The organism is Nonomuraea sp. NPDC003709, from assembly GCF_040610775.1.
Lineage (GTDB): Bacteria > Actinomycetota > Actinomycetes > Streptosporangiales > Streptosporangiaceae > Nonomuraea > Nonomuraea angiospora_A.
Genome location: NZ_JBEXMW010000016.1, coordinates 200914 through 219669 on the forward strand (window position 1 = coordinate 200914; position 18756 = coordinate 219669).

The window sequence follows — 18756 nt, forward strand, 5'->3', positions numbered from 1 at the left end:
GGTCCCCACAGTTCAGGGGCACCCCGCGGGCGCCGGGAGGGACGACGGCAGCTTGAGCCCCGTCTTGCCGAACCACCTGCGCAGCAGCCGCGTGGCCGTGCCGTCGTGCCACATCGCGGCGACCGCCTGGTCGACGGCCTCGCAGGTGGCGGTGTCGCCCTTCTTGATGCCGACTCCCCAGTACTCGTTGCTGACGGGGTCGTTCAGCAGCCGGAAGCGGCCCGGCTCCTGCTCGGCGAACCCCGCCAGGACCAGGTTCTCGGTGCTGACCGCGTCGAGCTCGCCGGCGGCGAGCTTGCGTACGCAGTCGGAGTAGTTGGCCGCGGGCACCAGCCGCATGGGCAGGCTCAGCTTGCCGTTGGGCGGGGGATCGACGATCCGCCGGTACGCGTTCGAGCCCTCCGCCAGGCAGAGCCGCTTGCCCCGCAGGTCGGTCACCTTCTTGATGCTGGTGTCGCTCGCGCGGACCATCGTGTCCTGCGGGGTGACGATGTAGGGCCCGCCGAAGGTCACCTTGGGCCGGCGCGACGGGATGACGCTGTAGGTGGCGACGATGAGGTCCACGCTGCCGTTGTGGAGCAGCACCTCACGGGCGGACGAGGGCGACTCGCGCCAGGTGATCTGCACGTGCCGGCCGCGGGCGAGGTACCTGACGACGTACTTGGCCACGTCCACGTCGAAGCCCTCGGGAGGGCCGTCGCTGGTCTTCAGGCCCAGGCTCGGCTGGTCCCACTTGGTGCCGACGACGACCCTGCCGGCGTTCCTGATCTTGTCCACGACGCTGGTGTAGGAGCCCGAGCCTCCGCACGCGGCGGCCAATGCCACCACGGCCGCCCCCGCGAGCGCCACCCCACGCATGGAGACAGTCTGGTGGGTGGGCAAACCGGACGGGCCGGACTTGGGGCGGTTTCAACGGAGAAATGGGGCCTTCTTGGAGATTTGCGGAGGTACGGGCGCCATTGCGCCCGTACCTCCGATCACTCCACGGAACGGTCGGGACCCAGCCCGGCGTCGTCGGTGCCCTCACCCGCGCCCACGCTGACCTCGGCCGAGCCGGGCGCCGCGACCGGGGCGGCGGCCGTCTTGCGGCTGCGCCTGCTGCGCCGCTCCAGCCACGTGGCCAGGAAGCTCAGCGCCATGTTGAGCGCCACGTAGATGATCCCGATGACGATCGCCGCCGGGATGAGCGAGCCGAAGAACCGGGCCGGCAGGATCTTGAAGCCGGTGTTGAGCAGGTCGACGTAGGCGATGATGTAGCCGAGCGCGGTGTCCTTCAGCAGCACCACGAGCTGGCTGACGATCGCCGGCATCATCGCCGTGACGGCCTGCGGCAGCAGCACCAGGCGCATGACCTGGTTCTTGCGCATGCCCACCGCGAACGCCGCCTCCGACTGGCCGCGCGGCACCGCGTGCACGCCCGCCCTGACCACCTCGGCCAGCACCGAGCCGTTGTAGAGCATCAGGCCGATCACGACCGCGATGAAGGTGTAGTCGCCGCCCCCCGCCACCGCCGGTGCGAGGTAGAAGATGAAGAAGATCAGCAGCAGCAGCGGGATGGCCCTGAAGACCTCGACCACCACGCCCGCGGGGACGCGGATCCAGGCGTGGTCGGAGAGCCGGGCCAGGCCGAAGACCGCGCCGAACACCAGCGCGAGCACCGCGGCCACCACGGCGGCCTGCAGCGTCCCGAGCAGGCCGGGGAAGATGAAGACTTCCCACGTCTCCCACTGCAGGAACGGCTGCCAGATCTTGCCTTCCCACTGGCCCTTGGCGTCGAAGCCGCGGTAGACGCCGTACAGGGCGGCGGCCACGGCCACGACGCTGATCGCCGTGAGGAGGCCGTTGCGCACCCGAGCGCGCGGCCCGGGGGCGTCGAACAGGACTGTGGTGCTCATCGCGCCACCGCCAGACGCCTGGCCAGCCGGCCGGTGAGGAAGCCGATGGGCAGCGTCACGACCATGAAGGCGACCACGATGCCGAGGAAGATCGGGATCGATGCGCCGACCTGGTCGAAGGCTTCCTTCATCTTGCTCGCGGAGTCCATGGCGAACCCGCCGGCGGTCGCCACGGTCGTGTTCTTGACCATGGCGATCATCACGCTGCCGAGCGGGGCGATGACCGCGCGGAACGCCTGCGGGAGGATGATCATCCGCAGCGACTGCAAGAACGTCAGCCCGATCGCCCTGGCCGCCTCGGCCTGCCCGAGCGGCACCGTGTTGATGCCCGCGCGCAGCGCCTCGCAGACGAAGGCCGCGGTGTAGGCCGACAGGCCCATCGCGACGATCCAGAACGAGTTGGTGGTGGGCACGTCGGAGAAGACGAGCCCGAGCTGGTCGCTGAGGCCGAGCGCGGAGAAGGCCAGCACCAGCGTGAGGGGGGTGTTGCGCACTATGTTGACGTAGATCGTGCCGGCCGCGCGCAGCACCGGCGTGGGGGAAACTCTCATCGCCACCAGGACGGTGCCGAGAATGAGCGAGGCGATCGCGCCCACGATGGAGAGCTTGATGTTCTCCAGGAACCCCAGTGCGAGGTCGGGCGCGTACCTAATCAGATCTTCCATCGTGCTCCACCGCATAGGGGAGCGGCGGCCGGGTCACCGGCCGCCGCCTCTGGCATGATCAGCTGCAACCCTCGGCGGGCGGTGCCGCCTCCGACAACTTCAGGCCCTGAATGCCGCCGAACCACTTCTCCAGCAGCTGCTTCATGGTGCCGTTGTCCCAGAGCGCCTTCACGGCGGTGTTGACGGCCTCACACGTCTTGGTGTCGCCCTTCTTCAGGCCGACGCCGTACTTCTCGTCCGTGAAGCCCTGGCCGAGCACCTTGAAGTTGCCGCCGGCCTGCTTGGCGAAGCCCGCCAGGATCAGGTCGTCGGTGGTGACGGCGTCGAGGTTGCTGCCGGTCAGCTTCTGCACGCACTCGGAGTAGTTGGCCGCGTCGACGGTGGTGGCGTCGATGTCGAGCTTGCCGTCCGGGGGCGGGTCGGTGATCCGCTTGTACGAGTTGGAGCCGGCCGCCTTGCAGATCTTCTTGCCCTTGAGGTCCTGCGGCGCGTTGATCGCGGTGTCGTCCTTGCGGACCATCACGTCCTGGTGGGCGACGACGTAGGGGCCGCCGAAGGTGACCTTGCCCTTGCGCTCCTCGGTGATGGAGTACGTGGCGAAGATGATGTCGACCGTGCCGTTCTGGAGGAACGGCTCGCGGTTGGACGAGGCCGACTCCTTCCAGTCGATCTGCGGGTCCTTGCCGCCGTTGATCTGCTTCAGCACGGCCTTGGCCACGTCGACGTCGAAGCCCTCGGGCCCGTTGGCCGCCTTCAGGCCCAGGCTCGGCTGGTCCCACTTGGTGCCGACGACGATCGTGCCGCCGTCCTTGACCTTGTCCACCACGCTGGCGTAAGTCTTGCTCCCGCCGCCGCAAGCGGTCAGACCGGCGGCGAGTGCCGCAATTGAGAGCACTGCTCCCATGTGACGCATGTGCATGTATACCTGCCTCAATGATCAGTGCGTGAGGATCTTGGAAAGAAAGTCACGCGCCCGGTCGGTCTGCGCGTTGGTGAAGAACTCGTCGGGGGTGTTCTCCTCCACGATCTGGCCGTCGGCCATGAAAACCACCCTATTGGCGGCCCTCCGGGCGAAGCCCATCTCGTGGGTGACGACCATCATGGTCATCCCGTCGCGAGCCAGCCCGATCATGACATCGAGCACCTCCTGCACCATCTCGGGGTCCAGAGCGGAGGTCGGCTCGTCGAACAGGATCATCTTCGGCTCCATGGCCAGTGCCCTGGCGATGGCGACACGCTGCTGCTGCCCGCCGGAGAGCTGGGCCGGATACTTGTCCGCCTGCGCCGCGATGCCCACGCGCTCGAGCAGCTCCATCGCCCGCTTGTTGGCCGCGTCCTTCGAGACGCCGCGCACCTTGAGCGGGCCGAGCGTGACGTTGTCACGGATGGTCTTGTGAGCGAACAGGTTGAACGACTGGAAGACCATGCCGACTTCGGAGCGAAGCTTCGCCAGCCCCTTGCCCTCCTGGGGGAGCACCTGGCCGTCAAAGATGATCTGCCCCTCGCTGATCGTCTCCAGACGGTTGATCGTGCGGCAGAGCGTGGACTTGCCGCCGCCCGAGGGACCGATAACGACCAGCACCTCGCCGCGGGAGACGGTCAGGTTTATGTCCTTCAGGACGTGCAACGCCCCAAAGTGTTTGTTGACGTTCTCCAACCGTACGAGTGGAGCGTCGTTACCGTTCTCCGTCATGGGTCAAACCGTAAGGGTCTCCAGAACGCTGGTCACTAACCAAGCGGTACCGATCCGATCACATCATGCCATCAAGCTGGCCTTTTAGCGCAGCCGGGACTATGTGGAGCCGGACAGCGACTACCCTTGAACGTGCCATGACTGTGACCCAGGAGGGCGCCCGCACGTACGAAGTGCGCACATACGGGTGCCAGATGAACGTCCACGACTCCGAGCGGCTGTCCGGTCTGCTGGAGGACGCCGGCTACGTGCCCGCCCCCGAGGGCGAGACCGCCGACGTCGTCGTGTTCAACACGTGCGCCGTGCGGGAGAACGCCGACAACCGCCTCTACGGCAACCTCGGCCATCTCCGGCCCGCCAAGGTGAGCAACCCGCGCATGCAGATCGCGGTGGGCGGCTGCCTGGCGCAGAAGGACCAGGGCGAGATCGTCCGCAAGGCGCCGTGGGTCGACGTGGTCTTCGGCACCCACAACATCGGCTCGCTGCCGGTGCTGCTGGAGCGGGCCCGCATCGAGGGCGAGGCGCAGGTCGAGCTGAAGGAGTCGCTGGAGGTCTTCCCCTCCACGCTGCCCACCAAGCGCGAGTCCGCCTACGCCGCCTGGGTGTCCATCTCGGTCGGCTGCAACAACACGTGCACCTTCTGCATCGTGCCGGCGCTGCGCGGCAAGGAGAAGGACCGCCGCCCCGGCGACATCCTCGCCGAGGTCCAGACGCTGGTCGACCAGGGTGTGCTCGAGGTCACGCTGCTGGGCCAGAACGTCAACACCTACGGCGTCGAGTTCGGCGACCGCCTGGCCTTCGGCAAGCTCCTGCGCTCGTGCGGCACGATCGACGGCCTGGAGCGCGTGCGCTTCACCTCGCCCCACCCGGCGGCCTTCACCGACGACGTCATCGCCGCCATGGCCGAGACGCCCAATGTCATGCACCAGCTCCACATGCCCCTGCAGTCGGGCTCCTCGCGCCTCCTGCGCGCGATGCGCCGCTCCTACCGGGCGGAGCGCTACCTCGGCATCATCGAGCGGGTGCGCGCGGCCATGCCCGACGCGGCCATCTCGACCGACATCATCGTCGGCTTCCCGGGGGAGACCGAAGAGGACTTCCAGGGCACGCTCGACGTGGTCCGCGAGAGCCGCTTCGCCAACGCCTTCACCTTCCAGTACTCCATCCGCCCCGGCACCCCGGCGGCCACCATGCCAGACCAGGTGCCCAAGGAGGTCGTGCAGGAGCGCTACGAGCGGCTCGTGGCCCTGCAGGAGGAGATCTCCTGGGAGGAGAACAAGAAGCAGGTGGGGCGCACGCTGGAGGTGCTGGTCGCCGAGGGCGAGGGCCGCAAGGACGACGCCACCCGCCGCCTGTCGGGCCGCGCCGCCGACAACCGCCTGGTCCACTTCGCGGTCGGCGCCGAGACGCCGCGGCCCGGTGACATGGTCACGGTCGAGGTCACGTACGCGGCCCCGCACCACCTGGTGGCCGACGGTCCGGCGGCGACGGTCCGGCGCACGAGGGCCGGCGACGCCTGGGAGGCCCGCCAGGGCGGCGCGAAGCCCGCACCGGGGGTTCTGCTGGGCATGCCCACCATCGGCCGCCCGGCCCCTGCCCCCGCCGCCCCTTCCGGAGCCTGCTCGGCGCACTGAAGGCCCCCCTAGGCCCGGTCAGTGGGCGAGGCGGTTGAGGTAGGCGTAGCAGGGCTCGCGGCGGAAGTCGTGGAACGTGGCGCAGGGATCGGCCCCTCCCGAGATCGCCGGCGGCTGCTCCGCGCGCCGGTCCGGCTCCGGGGCGGAGCGCACCTCGGGCGGTGCCTGGGGCGTGGGTGAGCTCGCCGGTGGCGGCACGGCCACCTCGTTCCGGGGTGGCGCCGAGCGCTTCGGGGCCGTCCTCGCGGGCGGTGGCGTCGTGGCGACCGAGGCGGGCGGCCGGGTCGTGGGGGCGGGCCGGTCCGGGACCGGCGCCGGAGGGAGCGGCGGGTCGCCGTAGACCGAGGCCAGCGGGCCCGGGTCGAGGGACGGTACGGCGTAGAGCGAGGCCAGGGGGTCCGCCGTGACCGGCGCACCGGGTGAGGGAACGACCTGGACCCAGGAGAGCTCCTGGAACGATCCATGCGATTGATCCGGGCTCGCCTGATCCGGGCTTGCTGTCGCGGAAGGAGAATTCGATCTTGGGGTAAGCGGGCTTTTCTGATCGAATTCGGGTGGGCTTTGCGCGGGTGGTTCGGCGGAGTTGGTAAATGCCAGGAATATGCCCGCGATCGCGGTCGCGAGCACCCCGGCGACTCCGGCGACCGGTGCGAGGTGGGCACGGCGACCTGGGTAAACGGATCCACGGGGGGACATGTCGTGATTCCTTTGTGATTGGTGTGCGAGCATTCATCCGTTGCGGCTAGTGTGGTCCATCACCCGCGGAAGCCGGTTAGCTTTCGCCGATACGACCGCAGGGAGCTGTACCACCATGCGAGATCCGATCGAGCCGGATCATCACGAGATCCTGTCCGGGCCCGGGGACACCCGCTCGGCGGACAAACCCCCGAAGAGCACGAAGAAGACCATCGCCATCGCCGCTTCGGCGCTCGTCGCCGTGCTCGCGGCGGGCGGCGTCGGCTACATGCTGGCCGCGAACCCCGCCGGCACCGTCCAGCCGGGCGGCGCCCGTCCCGCGCCTGCCCAGAGCACCGCGGGGAACGACGACCTCGGTGGCGACGACGACGCCACCATGGGCGACGTCACCACCGACGCCCCCGACGGCGCCCCCGACGATGGCAGCGTGGGCGACGCCGCCCCCGACCTGGGCACGGGCGACGAGCCCACTGGCAGCGACGGCGGCACGGACTCCTCCACAGGCGGCAAGCGGCCCGCCACGACGTCCCCCGCCAAGCCGGGCCCCACCAAGCCGGGCCCCACCAAGTCGGCGCAGCCGTCGGACGGCGACAACCCAGCCGACGGTCCGGCGGGCGAGCTCAGCGGCCAGTGCTCCAAGAGCGGGTGCTGATCCGGCCTGGTCAAGTGGCTCGGCGTTTATCGGTGGCATTGGACCTACGGCGGGAGCCGCCCCGGTCCGTAGAGTCGCATCATGACGACTGACAGAGCCTCCGCCCTGCGCGCGCTGCACGTGCCGGGAGACCCCGTGATCCTGCCCAACGTCTGGGACGCCGCCTCCGCCCTGGCCGTGCGGGAGGCCGGGTTCCCCGCCGTGGCCACCAGCAGCGCCGCCGTCGCCCGGGTCCTGGGGTACGAGGACGGCGAGCGGACGCCGGTCGGCGAGATGATGGCGGCCGTCGCCCGCATCGCCAGGGTGGTGGACGCGCCCGTCACCGCCGACATCGAGCGCGGCTACGGGCTCAAGCCCGCCGAGCTGGTCGAACGCCTGCTCGCCACCGGAGCCGTGGGCTGCAACCTGGAGGACTCCGGCGCCGGCGGGCTGATCGATCCCGGCGAGCAGGCCGACTTCCTGGCCGAGGTCCGCGCCGCGGCGGGTCAGGCGCTGGTGATCAACGCGAGGGTCGACACCTACCTGCTCGGCCCGAAGACGCGCGAGGCGGCGCTGGAGCGCGGGCGGCGGTATCTGGCGGCGGGGGCCGACTGCGTCTACCCGATCGGGCTGGCCGACGAGGACGAGATCCGGGCACTGGTGAGCGAGCTGGGCGGGCCGGTGAACGTCTACGTCCGGCCCGGCGCCGCGGAGCCGGCCCGGCTGGCCGAACTCGGCGTGGCCCGGATCAGCTTCGGCAGCGGGCTGCACCAGGCCGTCCACGTCTACGCCCAGGGTCTGTTCGCGAAGGTCAGGGCAGGTCGTAGTCCGTACTGAGCGGGCCGCCGCGTACGCTTGCCCCGTGCTTGTCGCCGCGGCCGTCTGCCCGCCCACCCCGCTGATCACGCTCCAGCTCGACGAGCTCCGCTCGGCCTGTCACACGGCGATCGCCGCGCTCCATGACGCCCGTCCCGACGCGCTGATCGTGGTGGGCGGCGCGGACACCGCGGCCGCGTACGGAGGGCAGGCGGCGGGCACCCTCCGTCCGTGGGGGATCGACGTCACGGCCGGAGGCGCGGACCCCGTGCTCCCGCTGTCCCTGACCGTGGGCCGCTGGCTGCTGGGCGACCGTGCCCCAGACGGCTTCCGGTCCGTCGCGCTCGACGCGCCGAGCGCCGAATGCCTCCTGTCGGGCGAAAAACTAGGAAAAATCGCGGGAAAGGTGGCGTTGCTGGTCATGGCCGACGGCTCCGCCTGTCTCAGTCCGAGGGCTCCCGGCAAGTACGACGAGGCCGCGGGCCCGTACAACCACCTGATCGCGAACGCCGTCGCCCAGGCCGACTCCGGCGCCCTCGCCGCCCTCGACCCCGCGCAGGCGGACCGGCTGTGGGTCGGCGGGCGGGCCGCCCTGCAGGTGCTGGCCGGCGCGGCCGGCACGCAGAGGTACGAGGGCCGCCTGCTCATGGAGACGGCCCCGTACGGCGTGGGCTATGTCGCCGGCCTGTGGACCTGACGCTTCGGCACCGGGATCTTCATCAGGTCGCGGGCGAGCACGACCTCCCCGTCGAAGTGCCGGCGCACCTCCGCCACGAAGGCGGGCTCGTCGGCGAACCCGTAGCGCTCGGAGAAGTGCGTCAGCACCAGCCGCCGCACCCCCGCGTCCGCCGCCACCAGCCCCGCCTCGAACGCCGTCAGATGCCCGTACTCCTTGGCCAGCGCGCTCTCCGACGACAGGAACGTGCACTCGATCACCAGCAGGTCCACGCCCGAGGCCAGCTCGAACACGGTGTCGCAGAGCCGCGTGTCCATGACGAACGCCGCGCTCTGCCCCGGCCTTGGCACGCTGCACTGGTCGAGCGTCACCCCGCGCACGGAGCCGGTGCGCTGGAGCTCGCCGACCTCCGGGCCGCGGATGCCGTACGCGGCCAGCCGGTCGGGCAGCATCGTGCGGCCGGCCGGCTCCTGGACGCGGTAGCCGTACGACTCGACCGGGTGGGACAGGCGGCGCGCGGTCAGCGCGCCGACGGTGGCCAGGTCGCCGGAGAGCGGGTGCTCGGAGATCACCGAGGTGTCGGCGAAGGCGGCGGCGTGGCGGAGCCTTCGCCAGTACTCGGTGCCGGAGCCGGGGAAGACCGCGCGCACCGGATGCCTGACCCTGTCACGCGCGATGCGCTGCACGACCCCGGGCACGCCCAGGCAGTGGTCGCCGTGGAAGTGCGTGACGCAGATCCAGTGCACGTCGTTCGCGCTCACCCCGGCGTGCAGCATCTGCCGCTGCGTGCCCTCGCCTGGGTCGAAAAGGAAGCCTTGTCCATCCCAGCGCAGAAGGTAACCGTTGTGGTTACGGTGTCGGGTAGGAACCGCGCTGGAAGTGCCCAGCACCACCAACTCACGTGAGGACATGATGACCACAGTCGCGTTCGCCGAAGTGCCGACGCCGGTCGGGCCGTTCGTGCTGGCCGTCACCGAGGTCGGGCTCGTCGCGTCGGGCTGGAGGTCCCGGCCGCGGCTGGACGAGCGGCTCGCCCTGGCTGAAGTCCATGATTCGGATCGTACGGCCTTCGTGGTCTCCGAGCTGAATGCTTATTTCGCCGGTGAGCTGAAGACCTTCGAGACGCCGGTGGACTGGCGGCTGATGTCCGGCTCGCGGCTGCGGGTGCTCCAGACGCTGCACAAGGTCCCGTACGGCACCGCCGTCACGTACGGCGAACTGGCCACGCGCAGCGGCTCCAGCGTGCCCGCCCGCGGCATCGGCTCGATCATGGGCTCCAACCCCATCCCCATCATCGTGCCCTGCCACCGCGTGATCGCGGGCAACGGCCTGGGCGGGTTCAGCGGCGGCGAGGGCGTGGAGACCAAGCGCCGGCTGCTCACCCACGAGGGGTACCTGCAGCCGACACTCCTCGATCTCTAGCAAACTTGTTCTCGTGCGTCAGCAGCCAGTCATCGCCGTCGTGGGCCCCACGGCGGCCGGAAAGTCCGACCTCGCCGTGGACATCGCGCTCCGCCTCGGAGGCGAGTGCGTCAACGCCGACTCCATGCAGCTCTACCGCGGCATGGACATCGGCACGGCCAAGCTCACCCCCGCCGAGCAGCGCGGCGTCCCGCACCACCTGCTGGACGTCTGGGACGTCACGGTCACGGCCAGCGTGGCCGAATACCAGAAGCTGGCCAGGGAGGTCATCGACTCCGTCGCGGTGCCCGTGCTGGTCGGCGGCAGCGGCCTGTACGTGCGGGCGGCCATCGACGAGCTGGAGTTCCCCGGCACCGACCCGGAGATCAGGGCCAGGCTGGAGGGCGAGCTGGCCGAGCGCGGCCCCGCCCCGCTCTACGAGCGCCTGCGCGACCTCGACCCGGTGGCCGCGGCGGCGATCCTGCCGAGCAACGGCCGCCGCATCGTCCGCGCGCTGGAGGTGATCGAGCACTCCGGCCGCCCGTTCTCGGCCACCATGCCCGGCTACGACGCCGTCTACCCGAGCGTGCAGATCGGCCTCGAGGTGCCCAGGCCGGAGCTGGACGAGCGGATCGCGCTCAGGGTCGAGCGCATGTGGCGGGCGGGCCTGGTCGAGGAGGTGCGGGGGCTGCTCGGGCAGGGCCTGACCGAGGGCCGTACGGCGAGCCGTGCCCTCGGATACGCCCAGGTCATCCGCTTTCTGGAGGGGGAGTGGAGCGAGGAGCAGGCGATCGAGGAGACCGTCAGGACCACCAGGCGCTTCGCCCGCCGCCAGGAGTCGTGGTTCCGCCGCGATCCCCGGGTGCGCTGGCTGCCGTACGACGCGCCTGATCTGCTTGCGAGGTCCCTGGCGCTGATCTCCGCAAACCCGTTCGCATAAGCTTGCAAGATGCGGTTTCTTAAGGGGCACGGCACCGAGAACGACTTCGTCATCCTTCCCGACCCTGGCGGAGAGGCAGGCGTGACCGCCTCGCTCGTCGCCAAGATCTGCGACAGGAGAGCCGGCATTGGGGCTGACGGCGTGCTGGTGGTGACGCGCACCAAGGAGAGCAGTGAGGTGGCCGAGCACGCCGCCGTGGCCGAGTGGTTCATGGACTACCGCAACGCCGACGGCAGCGTGGCCGAGATGTGCGGCAACGGCGTGCGCGTGTTCGCCCGCTACCTGCTCGACGAGGGTCTGGAGAAGCCCGGCGAGTTCATGCTGGCCACCAGGGGCGGCGTACGCAGGGTCCGCGTCGAGCCCAACGGCGACATCACCGTCGACATGGGCAAGCCCGTCGTGCGCGGCGAGAGCTGGGCCACCGTCGGCGGCCAGGAATACACGGGGCTCCACGTTGACATGGGCAACCCCCACCTGGCCTGCGCCATCGGCGACCCCGTCGTCCAGCTCGACCTCCACTACCAGCCGGGCTTCGACCCCGGCGTCTTCCCCGCCGGGGTCAACATCGAGCTGTTCAACCCCGTCGGCATCAGCCGTGCGGTCATGCGCGTCCACGAGCGCGGCTGCGGCGAGACCCGCTCCTGCGGCACCGGCACGGTGGCCACGGCGGTCGCCGCCGCGGCCCTGTCGGGCGAGACCACCGGCACCTGGACGATCGAGGTGCCCGGCGGCACGCTGACCGTCGTCCTGGACGAGGAGACGAGCTACCTTTCCGGCCCCGCGGTCATCGTGGCCCGGGGCGAGCTGATGCTTGCAGAATAATGTTCTCTTGAGGGATGCTGGGTCCACTTCGCGAACTGAGAGGTGGACCATGGCTGACCCACGCACCACCGCGAGGCAGGTCAAAGCGGCGATCGGCCAGTACGGCGGCGGGTTCATGATCTCCAGAGAGGCCAAGGCCGTCTGCGAGGAGTACGGCCTCGGCGCCCGCGAGTTCTATTTCCGGGGCCGCTGCGGCGTGCTCGGCGAATGCGACGCCGACGTCGTCAATTCGGTCGTCGTTTTCTTCCCGCCGGACCACGTCGAGCAGAGCTGGAACGGCGGCCGCAAGCTCCCCGTCGACCAGGCCGTCGAGCTGTACGCCGAGGTCTGCGGGGCCTGGGGGCGGCGCAAACTTGGCGGCTACGAGGGCTGCGCGCGGCTCGCGGAGCTGCTCCAGCCGGTCGTCGATGCCGCCCCGTGCGCGGGCGTCCCGCTGTTCGCGGGCTGGCGGGCCGTGCCGCTGCCCGACGACCCGCCCGCGCGGGCCGTACAGCTCATGCACGTCGTACGCGAGCTGCGCGGCGGACTGCACGCCAACGCCGTGATCGCGGCCGGCCTGCACCCGCTGGAGGCCACGCTCGCGAGCGGCCACGACGCGACCCCGTTCGGGGCCACCACGGGAGAGATGATCGCCAAGTTCTTCCAGTGGCCGGAGCCGTACGCCACGCCGGGTCCGGAGATCGTGGCGCGCCGCGCCGCGGTGGAGGAGACGACGGACGACCTGATGGCATCGGCATTTTCGGTCCTTGACAGCAGCGAAACGGACGAGCTGATCGGCCTTCTGCGTTTTGGGGACGCTCGTTGACCTGGCAGACTGGCTCCCCATGGACGTGGACATCTGGGCCTGGGTCGGCGAAACCCAGCAGCAGCTTTCCGAGGCGGGCAACGTTGGCCTCGCCATGGCGCTGGGAGACCTCCCCGCACAGGCCTATGAGGGCCGATATCCGCAGCTCGACGTCATGGCCCCGGCCATCGCGCAGCAGGCCGAGGCCCTTGAGCTGCCCTGGCTCGAGTTCTACGCCCGCTACTGGCACCTGATCGGCCGCATCGGCGACCGGGCGCAGGGCGCGGTCGCCCTCGACGACGCGCAGCAGCTGCTGGCGTTCGCCCAGCGCGAAGACGTACGCGAGTGCCCGGCCGCCCCGGCGGCCGTCGAGGCCCTCGCCATCGCCTGGGCCAACACCGACGGCCCCGGCTACGCGAGCGAGCGCCTGGAGGCGCTGGGGGCGCACATCGAGGGCATGAGCCCGGAGAAGCCCGCCTTCACGGGCCTCGTCACCGAATACGTCGCCGCGCTCATCGACGCCGGCAAGGCGGGCGAGGCCGTGACCTACGCCGAGTCCGCCGTCGAGCGGCTGCGGGTCGCGGGCCGCGAGGCCAGCTGGGAGCTCGGCGCCGAGAGCGCCCGCGCGCTGCTCGCCGCGGGCCGCGCCGAGGACGCCCTCAACGCGCTGCAGGCCGGGGCCGAGTTCCAGGCCGACGACCCGGTGGCCAAGGAGCACCGCGACGGCGTGCGCCGGGCCCTGATCCTCGCCACGCTCGGCCGCACCGCCGAGGCCGTGGACGCGCTGCCCGACCTCGACGTGGTCGGCGAGCACCCGCGCGTGTTCGTGGAGTGGTCGCAGGCGGTCAGCAAGCTGGCCGGCTCGTCCCAGATCACCAACACCTGGCAGCTCGGCCGCGTGCTGCGCCAGTGGATCGACTACTTCGGCATGATGGGCGGCTACCGCGCCCGCGTCGAGCTCGCGCTGGTCGCCGGCGACCTGGCCATCGCCAGGCAGGGCGTGTGGCAGGCCAGGCTGCTGGCCGACCTGACCGAGTCCGCCGCCGCCGAGCTGCGCGAGACCGAGGGTGTCGCCGACCGGGTCGCCGCCCTGCGGGCCGCCGCCGACGCCACCTCCGAGCCCGAGGCCCCGGGCCCGCTCGACGAGCGCGTCGGCCTCTTCGACGCCGCCGACGGCTTCAACGCCGACCCGGAGCGGTGGGTCGGCTGGCTGGCGCCGCTGTCCGGCGAGGACCTGGAGGCCACCCGCCGCCACACCACCACGCTCGGCTTCCTCGGCTACCCCGCCACCGGCGCCGACATCTACTGGAAGATGCTGGTCGACACCGGCGACATCGCCGGCGCCGACTCCGACGACGTGGCCTACCTGACCACGCTGCTCGTCGAGGCCCGCCAGGACGAGCGGCTGGAGCAGATGGCCGCGATGCTGCCGCACGCCGCCCAGCACCTCACGCTGGCCCGGCTGCACAGCGCCCGCGAGCGCTGGGAGGAGACGGTCGAGGCCGCCGAGCACGCCGTCGCGGCCGGCGCCGGGATCGAGGCCCGCCGCCTGCTGTCCGGCGCCGCCCAGCAGCTCGACGCCAACTCCAGGGCCGCGGAGGTGCTGCTGGAGGTGATCGACGAGCTCGCCGACGAGGACGTCTGGCGCATGATCGTCATGGCCACCTCGGCGGAGGACTGGGACACCGTACGCAAGGGCGCGGCCAAGATCGGCATGCCGATCAAGTCCAAGGAGGGCCCGATCGAGGAGGAGATGGGCCTCATCCGGCTCATCCTCCCCGCGCCCGACGGAGGCCAGCGCCAGGTGCTGTCCATCCGCACCGGCCCCGCCACGGCCCGGCTCGCCCTGCCCCAGCCGCGCGGCATGGACTACAACGCCGGCGACCTGGTCGTCTTCGACCCGCAGCTCCTGGAGCCGGTGCCCGACGACCCGCAGGAGCAGCAGAACTTCGTGCCGCCGTTCGCCGCGGTGCGCATCCTGCGGCCCGGCGGCTACACCAGCTACTTCTTCGACGGCGCCGCGCCGAGCGAGGAGGACTGGGCGGAGTTCACCGAGGTCATGGCCGAGCGCGGCTGGCCCATGTGGGTCTACAGCGACGAGAACTACACCATCACCCACCCGAGCTCGGGTGAGGCGCTGCCCGGGGTGTTCGGCTGGGTCGCGGTCCCGCCGAACGTGTCGCCCTCCGAGGTCGACGCGCTGCTCGACGACGCCACGGAGCGGTGGGTGCACCCGCTGGCCTGGCTCGACCTGGCCCGCGAGATCGACGTCGAGGTCGAGCGGCACGAGCGGATCGTCAAGGAATACGGCCTCTGACGGCTGCGTCCCGGGCCCCGGAAGGGCATCACCCGCGCGTGGTGCCCTTCCCGGGAAGTGGCGCGTGTAGGTGAGCGGGAAGGCGGGATGTGACGTGCTGGAGCGGTTCGCGCTCGACGGCAAGGTGGCCATCGTCACCGGCGCGTCCTCGGGGCTGGGCGTCGCGTTCGCCCGCGGTCTCGCGGAGGCCGGCGCCGACGTCGTGATCGGGGCCCGGCGTGCCGATCGCCTGGAGGAGACGCAGCGGCTGGTCGAGGAGACCGGCCGCCGGTGCCTGGCCGTGCAGACGGACGTGGCGCGTCCGGAGGACTGCGACGCGCTGGTGGCCGCCGCCGTCGATGCCATGGGCGCCGTGGACGTGCTGATCAACAACGCCGGCATCGGCACCGCCGTGCCCGCGCTGCGGGAGACGCCCGAGGAGTTCCGGCAGGTCATCGACGTCAACCTGTTCGGCACGTACTGGATGGCCCAGGCGTGCGCACGCGTGATGCGGCCCGGCTCGTCGATCGTGAACATCGGCAGCATCCTCGGCGAGACCACGGCCGGGCTGCCCCAGGCCGCCTACAGCGCCTCGAAGGCGGCGATCATCGGCCTCACCCGGGACCTCGCGCAGCAGTGGACCGGCCGGCGCGGCATCCGGGTCAACTGCCTGGAGCCGGGGTTCTTCCACTCGGAGATGACCGAGCAGTTCAAGCCCGGCTACGTGGAGGCGGTCGTCGAGTCCAGGGTGGTGATGAAGCGGCCGGGCGATCCGGCGGAGCTGGTGGCCGCGGCGGTCTTCCTGGCCGGCGACGCGGCCTCGTACATCACCGGGGTGACGCTTCCGGTGGACGGCGGAGTGCTGCTCACCTGACGCGGGCGCCTACGAGCCGAAGCTGGTCACCGGCCGGCCGGCCGAGCACTCGATCTTGAGCTCGACCTCCGCCCCCTCCTCCGGCTCGAACTCCACCTTGGCCTTGCGGGCGGGCCCCGGCTCGACCTGGTCCACCGAGTAGTTCTGGGCCGGGCTCCACGAGCGCAGCGTGACCAGGTCGCCCTCGCACGAGGCGATCACGGTGCCGCCCGCGGTGCGGATCAGCTTGCCCTGGGCCGTCTGCTGCGGCGTCCCCGCCGTCGGGGTGGCGTCGCCGGCCGGGGTGCCGGTGGCGCGCTGGGTGGCGGTGTTCAGGGCGGCGCGGACCTCGGCCGGGCTGAGCACGTGGCCGGAGTCGCCGGTGAGGCCGGTGCCGAGCAGGGTGAGCACCGCCACGGCCGCGCCGGTCGCGGCGACGGCGGTGGCGGCCCAGGCCAGCACGAGTCTCTTCATGGTCGACAACCATCCCCCATGTACGGCTAACGCCAGGTTAAGGCGGTGCTAAGGCTGCTCGGGGCATCGTCATCGACCGTCTACGTTCTTGTATATGGCTGACATCCTGCTCATCGAGGACGACGTGGCGATCCGTACGGCGCTCAGCCGCGGCCTGCGCGAGCTCGGTCACGCCGTCTCCTCGTCCCCGACGGCGCTGGAGGGGCTGCGGCTGGCCGTGCAGGACCGTCCCGACCTGATCGTGCTCGACCTGGGCCTGCCGGATCTGGACGGGGTGGAGCTGCTGCGGATGTTGCGGGCGGTCAGCAGGGTGCCGGTCATCGTGGCGACCGCGCGTGACGGGGACGCCGAGATGGTGCCGGTGCTGGACGCGGGGGCCGACGACTACGTGGTCAAGCCGTACAGCGCGGCGCAGCTCGACGCGCGGGTGCGGGCCGTCCTGCGGCGGGCCGGGGGGTCGGCGCCGGAGCCGGCGCTGGCGGTGGGGGCGTTGCGGGTGGACCCGCGGGCCCGTACGGCCACGCTCGACGGGACGGCGCTGGATCTGACGCCGCGCGAGTTCGACGTGCTGCACTATCTGGCCGCGCGGCCCGGCGAGGTGGTGACGAAGCGGGAGCTGCTGACGGAGGTGTGGCAGCTGCCGTACGGGGGCGCGGACAAGACCGTGGACGTGCACCTGTCGTGGCTGCGCAGGAAGCTGGGCGAGACGGCCGCGGAGCCCCGCTACCTGCACACGGTGCGCGGGGTCGGCGTCAAGCTGGTCGAGCCGTCATGACGCAGATGACGGCGGCCGCGGGGACGTGGAGGGGGCGGGCGTGAGGCGGTGGCTGGCGTTGCTGGTGGCGGCCACGACGTCCCTCGTGCTGATCGCGTTGCTGGTGCCGATGGCGCTGCTCATCCGGGCCGTGGCCGAGAACGGCGCGATGGGCAGGGCGACCGCCGCAGCGGAGTCCGTGGCGGTCGCGGTGGGCACGCCCGACCTGGAGCTGGCGATGGCGCAGGTGCCGCGACCGGTGACGGTGTTCCTGCCGGGCGGGCGCTCGGTGGGCGTGGCGGCGGCCCGTACCGACGCGGTGCGCCTGGCCGCGACCGGGCGCAGCGTCACCGCCGTGGCCTCCGGCGGCAGGGAGGTGCTGGTCTCCGCGCAGTCGTCCGGGGGGACGGCGGTGATCAGGGTGTTCGTGCCGGACGCGGAGCTGACGAAGGGCGTGCGCGAGGCGTGGCTCGGGCTGCTCGTGCTGGGGATCGTCCTGGTGGTGCTGGGGATCGTGCTGGCGGACCGGCTGGCGCTGGCCGTCACCCGGCCGGTGGACGGGCTGGCCCGGGTCTCGCACCGGCTGGCCGGGGGCGACCTGACGGCTCGGGCGGAGCCGGGCGGGCCGCCCGAGGTGCGTTCGGTGGCGCTGGCGCTCAACCATCTGGCGGGGCGGATCGACGAGCTGCTGGTGGCGGAGCGGGAGTCGGTGGCCGACCTGTCGCACCGGTTGCGTACCCCTTTGACCGGCCTCAGGCTGGACGCCGAGTCGCTGCGGGACCCGGAGGAGGCGGCGCGGCTGCAGGCCCGCGTGGACGCCCTGGAACGGGCGGTGAGCGCCGTCATCACGGACGCGCGGCGCCGCTCGGCCGGGCGCGCGTCGTGCGACGCGGCGGCGGTCGTGGGGGAGCGGGTGCGGTTCTGGTCGGTGCTGGCGGAGGACCAGTGCCGCGAGGTGTCGATCTCGCTGCCCGACGGGCCGCTGCCCGTCGCGGTGAGCGCCGAGGAGCTCGCGGCCTGCGTGGACGCCCTGCTCGGCAATGTCTTCGCGCACACTCCGGAAGGGGCCTCCATGGCGGTACGGCTCACGCCGCACCCGTCGGGGGCCGTGCTGGCGGTCGAGGACTCGGGGCCGGGCTTCGACCCGGAGCTGCTGGAAAGGGGCAACAGCGGAGGCGGTTCGACCGGCCTCGGCCTCGACATCGCCCGCCGTACCGCCGAGTCCTCGGGCGGCCACCTGGCCGTCTCCACGCCAGAAGGGGGTGGCGCGCGGGTGGAGATGGTCTTAACCGGTGCTTAGCGCGCGATTATCGGCGATCGCGATTTCGTGGTGTCATGCAGATCACGAAGAAGTTCATCGTCGTCGGCGCCGGGATCGTCACGCTGGTCGCGGGCGGGGGCGTCGCCTTCGCCGCCACCACGTCCACGGCCGCCGCGCCCAAGGTCACGGCCGAGCAGGCCATGGAGATCGCGCACAAGGAGGTGGCCGGGGCCTGGGTCAGCGAGATCGACTACCAGCGCAGGGGTACGCGGCCCGACGCGTGGGAGGTCGAGCTGACCAAGGGCACGGAACGGCACGAACTGGACGTGGACGCGGCCACCGGCAAGGTCATCAAGCACCAGACGGACAGGGACGACGACCACGGCCACGACGACCACGACGACGACTAACGGCATCTCCCAACGGCCACCGGCCCACCGCGCGCGGCGGTGGGCCTTCCGGCCG

At 71.4% G+C, this 18756-nt stretch carries 21 protein-coding genes; 14 read left to right on the top strand and 7 right to left on the bottom strand.

Features of this window, described 5'->3' with window-relative positions; genetic code table 11:
• Window positions 1-12: 12 nt before the first annotated feature.
• The 5 genes from ABZX61_RS40025 to ABZX61_RS40045 form a co-directional block, all read right to left on the bottom strand.
• Window positions 13-858 (bottom strand): glutamate ABC transporter substrate-binding protein, encoded by an 846-nt coding sequence (locus ABZX61_RS40025; protein ID WP_355201716.1) that lies wholly within the window; start codon window positions 856-858, stop codon window positions 13-15.
• A 119-nt stretch (window positions 859-977) separates the two neighbouring features.
• Entirely contained in the window at window positions 978-1895 is a 918-nt protein-coding gene (locus ABZX61_RS40030) for an amino acid ABC transporter permease (protein WP_355201718.1), read from the bottom strand.
• Window positions 1892-2560, bottom strand: a complete 669-nt coding sequence (locus ABZX61_RS40035; protein ID WP_355201719.1) for an amino acid ABC transporter permease — start codon at window positions 2558-2560, stop codon at window positions 1892-1894. Before ABZX61_RS40035 ends, ABZX61_RS40030 begins: the two co-directional genes overlap by 4 nt.
• Before the next feature lie 58 nt (window positions 2561-2618).
• The gene (locus ABZX61_RS40040) at window positions 2619-3464 is read right to left on the bottom strand and encodes a glutamate ABC transporter substrate-binding protein (protein WP_350724822.1); all 846 of its coding nucleotides are present in this window, start codon (window positions 3462-3464) and stop codon (window positions 2619-2621) included.
• Between the two features lie 33 nt (window positions 3465-3497).
• Window positions 3498-4253, bottom strand: coding sequence for an amino acid ABC transporter ATP-binding protein (locus tag ABZX61_RS40045; protein WP_192791054.1), 756 nt, complete (start codon window positions 4251-4253; stop codon window positions 3498-3500).
• 137 nt (window positions 4254-4390) lie between these two features.
• On the opposite strand from ABZX61_RS40045, the gene miaB reads away from it, so the two are divergent.
• From miaB to ABZX61_RS40070, 5 genes are all read left to right on the top strand, one after another.
• Window positions 4391-5887, top strand: coding sequence for a tRNA (N6-isopentenyl adenosine(37)-C2)-methylthiotransferase MiaB (gene miaB / locus ABZX61_RS40050; protein ID WP_355201722.1), 1497 nt, complete (start codon window positions 4391-4393; stop codon window positions 5885-5887).
• Window positions 5888-5963: 76 nt separating this feature from the next.
• Complete coding sequence (locus ABZX61_RS40055) at window positions 5964-6227, top strand: hypothetical protein (protein WP_355201724.1); 264 nt, start codon at window positions 5964-5966, stop codon at window positions 6225-6227.
• Between the two features lie 471 nt (window positions 6228-6698).
• Window positions 6699-7235 carry a hypothetical protein gene (locus ABZX61_RS40060; protein WP_355201725.1) on the top strand — a complete coding sequence of 179 codons (537 nt, stop codon included), beginning with the start codon at window positions 6699-6701 and terminating at the stop codon, window positions 7233-7235.
• A gap of 81 nt (window positions 7236-7316) precedes the next feature.
• Entirely contained in the window at window positions 7317-8051 is a 735-nt protein-coding gene (locus ABZX61_RS40065; RefSeq protein WP_355201727.1) for an isocitrate lyase/phosphoenolpyruvate mutase family protein, read from the top strand.
• A 25-nt stretch (window positions 8052-8076) separates the two neighbouring features.
• Window positions 8077-8727 carry a hypothetical protein gene (locus ABZX61_RS40070; RefSeq protein WP_355201729.1) on the top strand — a complete coding sequence of 217 codons (651 nt, stop codon included), beginning with the start codon at window positions 8077-8079 and terminating at the stop codon, window positions 8725-8727.
• Here the strand turns inward: ABZX61_RS40070 and ABZX61_RS40075 are convergent.
• Window positions 8703-9617 carry a ribonuclease Z gene (locus ABZX61_RS40075; protein ID WP_355201731.1) on the bottom strand — a complete coding sequence of 305 codons (915 nt, stop codon included), beginning with the start codon at window positions 9615-9617 and terminating at the stop codon, window positions 8703-8705. The two genes, ABZX61_RS40070 and ABZX61_RS40075, sit on opposite strands and share 25 nt — an antisense overlap.
• Here ABZX61_RS40075 and ABZX61_RS40080 point away from each other — a divergent pair.
• The 6 genes from ABZX61_RS40080 to ABZX61_RS40105 all read left to right on the top strand — a co-directional run bounded on the left by ABZX61_RS40080 (window position 9616) and on the right by ABZX61_RS40105 (window position 15823).
• Complete coding sequence (locus ABZX61_RS40080) at window positions 9616-10128, top strand: methylated-DNA--[protein]-cysteine S-methyltransferase (protein ID WP_350724836.1); 513 nt, start codon at window positions 9616-9618, stop codon at window positions 10126-10128. The two genes, ABZX61_RS40075 and ABZX61_RS40080, sit on opposite strands and share 2 nt — an antisense overlap.
• 13 nt (window positions 10129-10141) lie before the next feature.
• Complete coding sequence (miaA, locus tag ABZX61_RS40085) at window positions 10142-11047, top strand: tRNA (adenosine(37)-N6)-dimethylallyltransferase MiaA (RefSeq protein WP_355201733.1); 906 nt, start codon at window positions 10142-10144, stop codon at window positions 11045-11047.
• A 9-nt stretch (window positions 11048-11056) separates the two neighbouring features.
• The gene (dapF, locus tag ABZX61_RS40090) at window positions 11057-11869 is read left to right on the top strand and encodes a diaminopimelate epimerase (protein ID WP_355201735.1); all 813 of its coding nucleotides are present in this window, start codon (window positions 11057-11059) and stop codon (window positions 11867-11869) included.
• Window positions 11870-11918: 49 nt separating this feature from the next.
• Entirely contained in the window at window positions 11919-12674 is a 756-nt protein-coding gene (locus ABZX61_RS40095; RefSeq protein WP_350724842.1) for a hypothetical protein, read from the top strand.
• Between the two features lie 19 nt (window positions 12675-12693).
• Window positions 12694-14970 carry a tetratricopeptide repeat protein gene (locus ABZX61_RS40100; RefSeq protein WP_355201738.1) on the top strand — a complete coding sequence of 759 codons (2277 nt, stop codon included), beginning with the start codon at window positions 12694-12696 and terminating at the stop codon, window positions 14968-14970.
• 94 nt (window positions 14971-15064) lie between these two features.
• The gene (locus tag ABZX61_RS40105) at window positions 15065-15823 is read left to right on the top strand and encodes a glucose 1-dehydrogenase (protein WP_355201740.1); all 759 of its coding nucleotides are present in this window, start codon (window positions 15065-15067) and stop codon (window positions 15821-15823) included.
• 9 nt (window positions 15824-15832) lie between these two features.
• On the opposite strand, the gene ABZX61_RS40110 is transcribed toward ABZX61_RS40105, so the two are convergent.
• A complete protein-coding gene (locus ABZX61_RS40110) occupies window positions 15833-16276 on the bottom strand; it encodes a hypothetical protein (RefSeq protein ID WP_355201742.1) in 444 nt (147 codons plus the stop codon).
• 94 nt (window positions 16277-16370) lie between these two features.
• On the opposite strand from ABZX61_RS40110, the gene ABZX61_RS40115 reads away from it, so the two are divergent.
• Genes ABZX61_RS40115 through ABZX61_RS40125 form a run of 3 tightly spaced genes read left to right on the top strand, consistent with a single transcriptional unit; the run spans window position 16371 to window position 18701 of the window.
• On the top strand, window positions 16371-17051 hold the full coding sequence (locus ABZX61_RS40115) for a response regulator transcription factor (RefSeq protein WP_355201744.1): 681 nt from the start codon (window positions 16371-16373) through the stop codon (window positions 17049-17051).
• Window positions 17052-17091: 40 nt separating this feature from the next.
• Entirely contained in the window at window positions 17092-18330 is a 1239-nt protein-coding gene (locus ABZX61_RS40120) for a HAMP domain-containing sensor histidine kinase (RefSeq protein WP_355201746.1), read from the top strand.
• A 35-nt stretch (window positions 18331-18365) separates the two neighbouring features.
• Window positions 18366-18701: a PepSY domain-containing protein gene (locus ABZX61_RS40125; RefSeq protein ID WP_355201748.1), complete on the top strand. Its 336-nt coding sequence runs from the start codon at window positions 18366-18368 to the stop codon at window positions 18699-18701.
• Window positions 18702-18756: the final 55 nt, after the last annotated feature.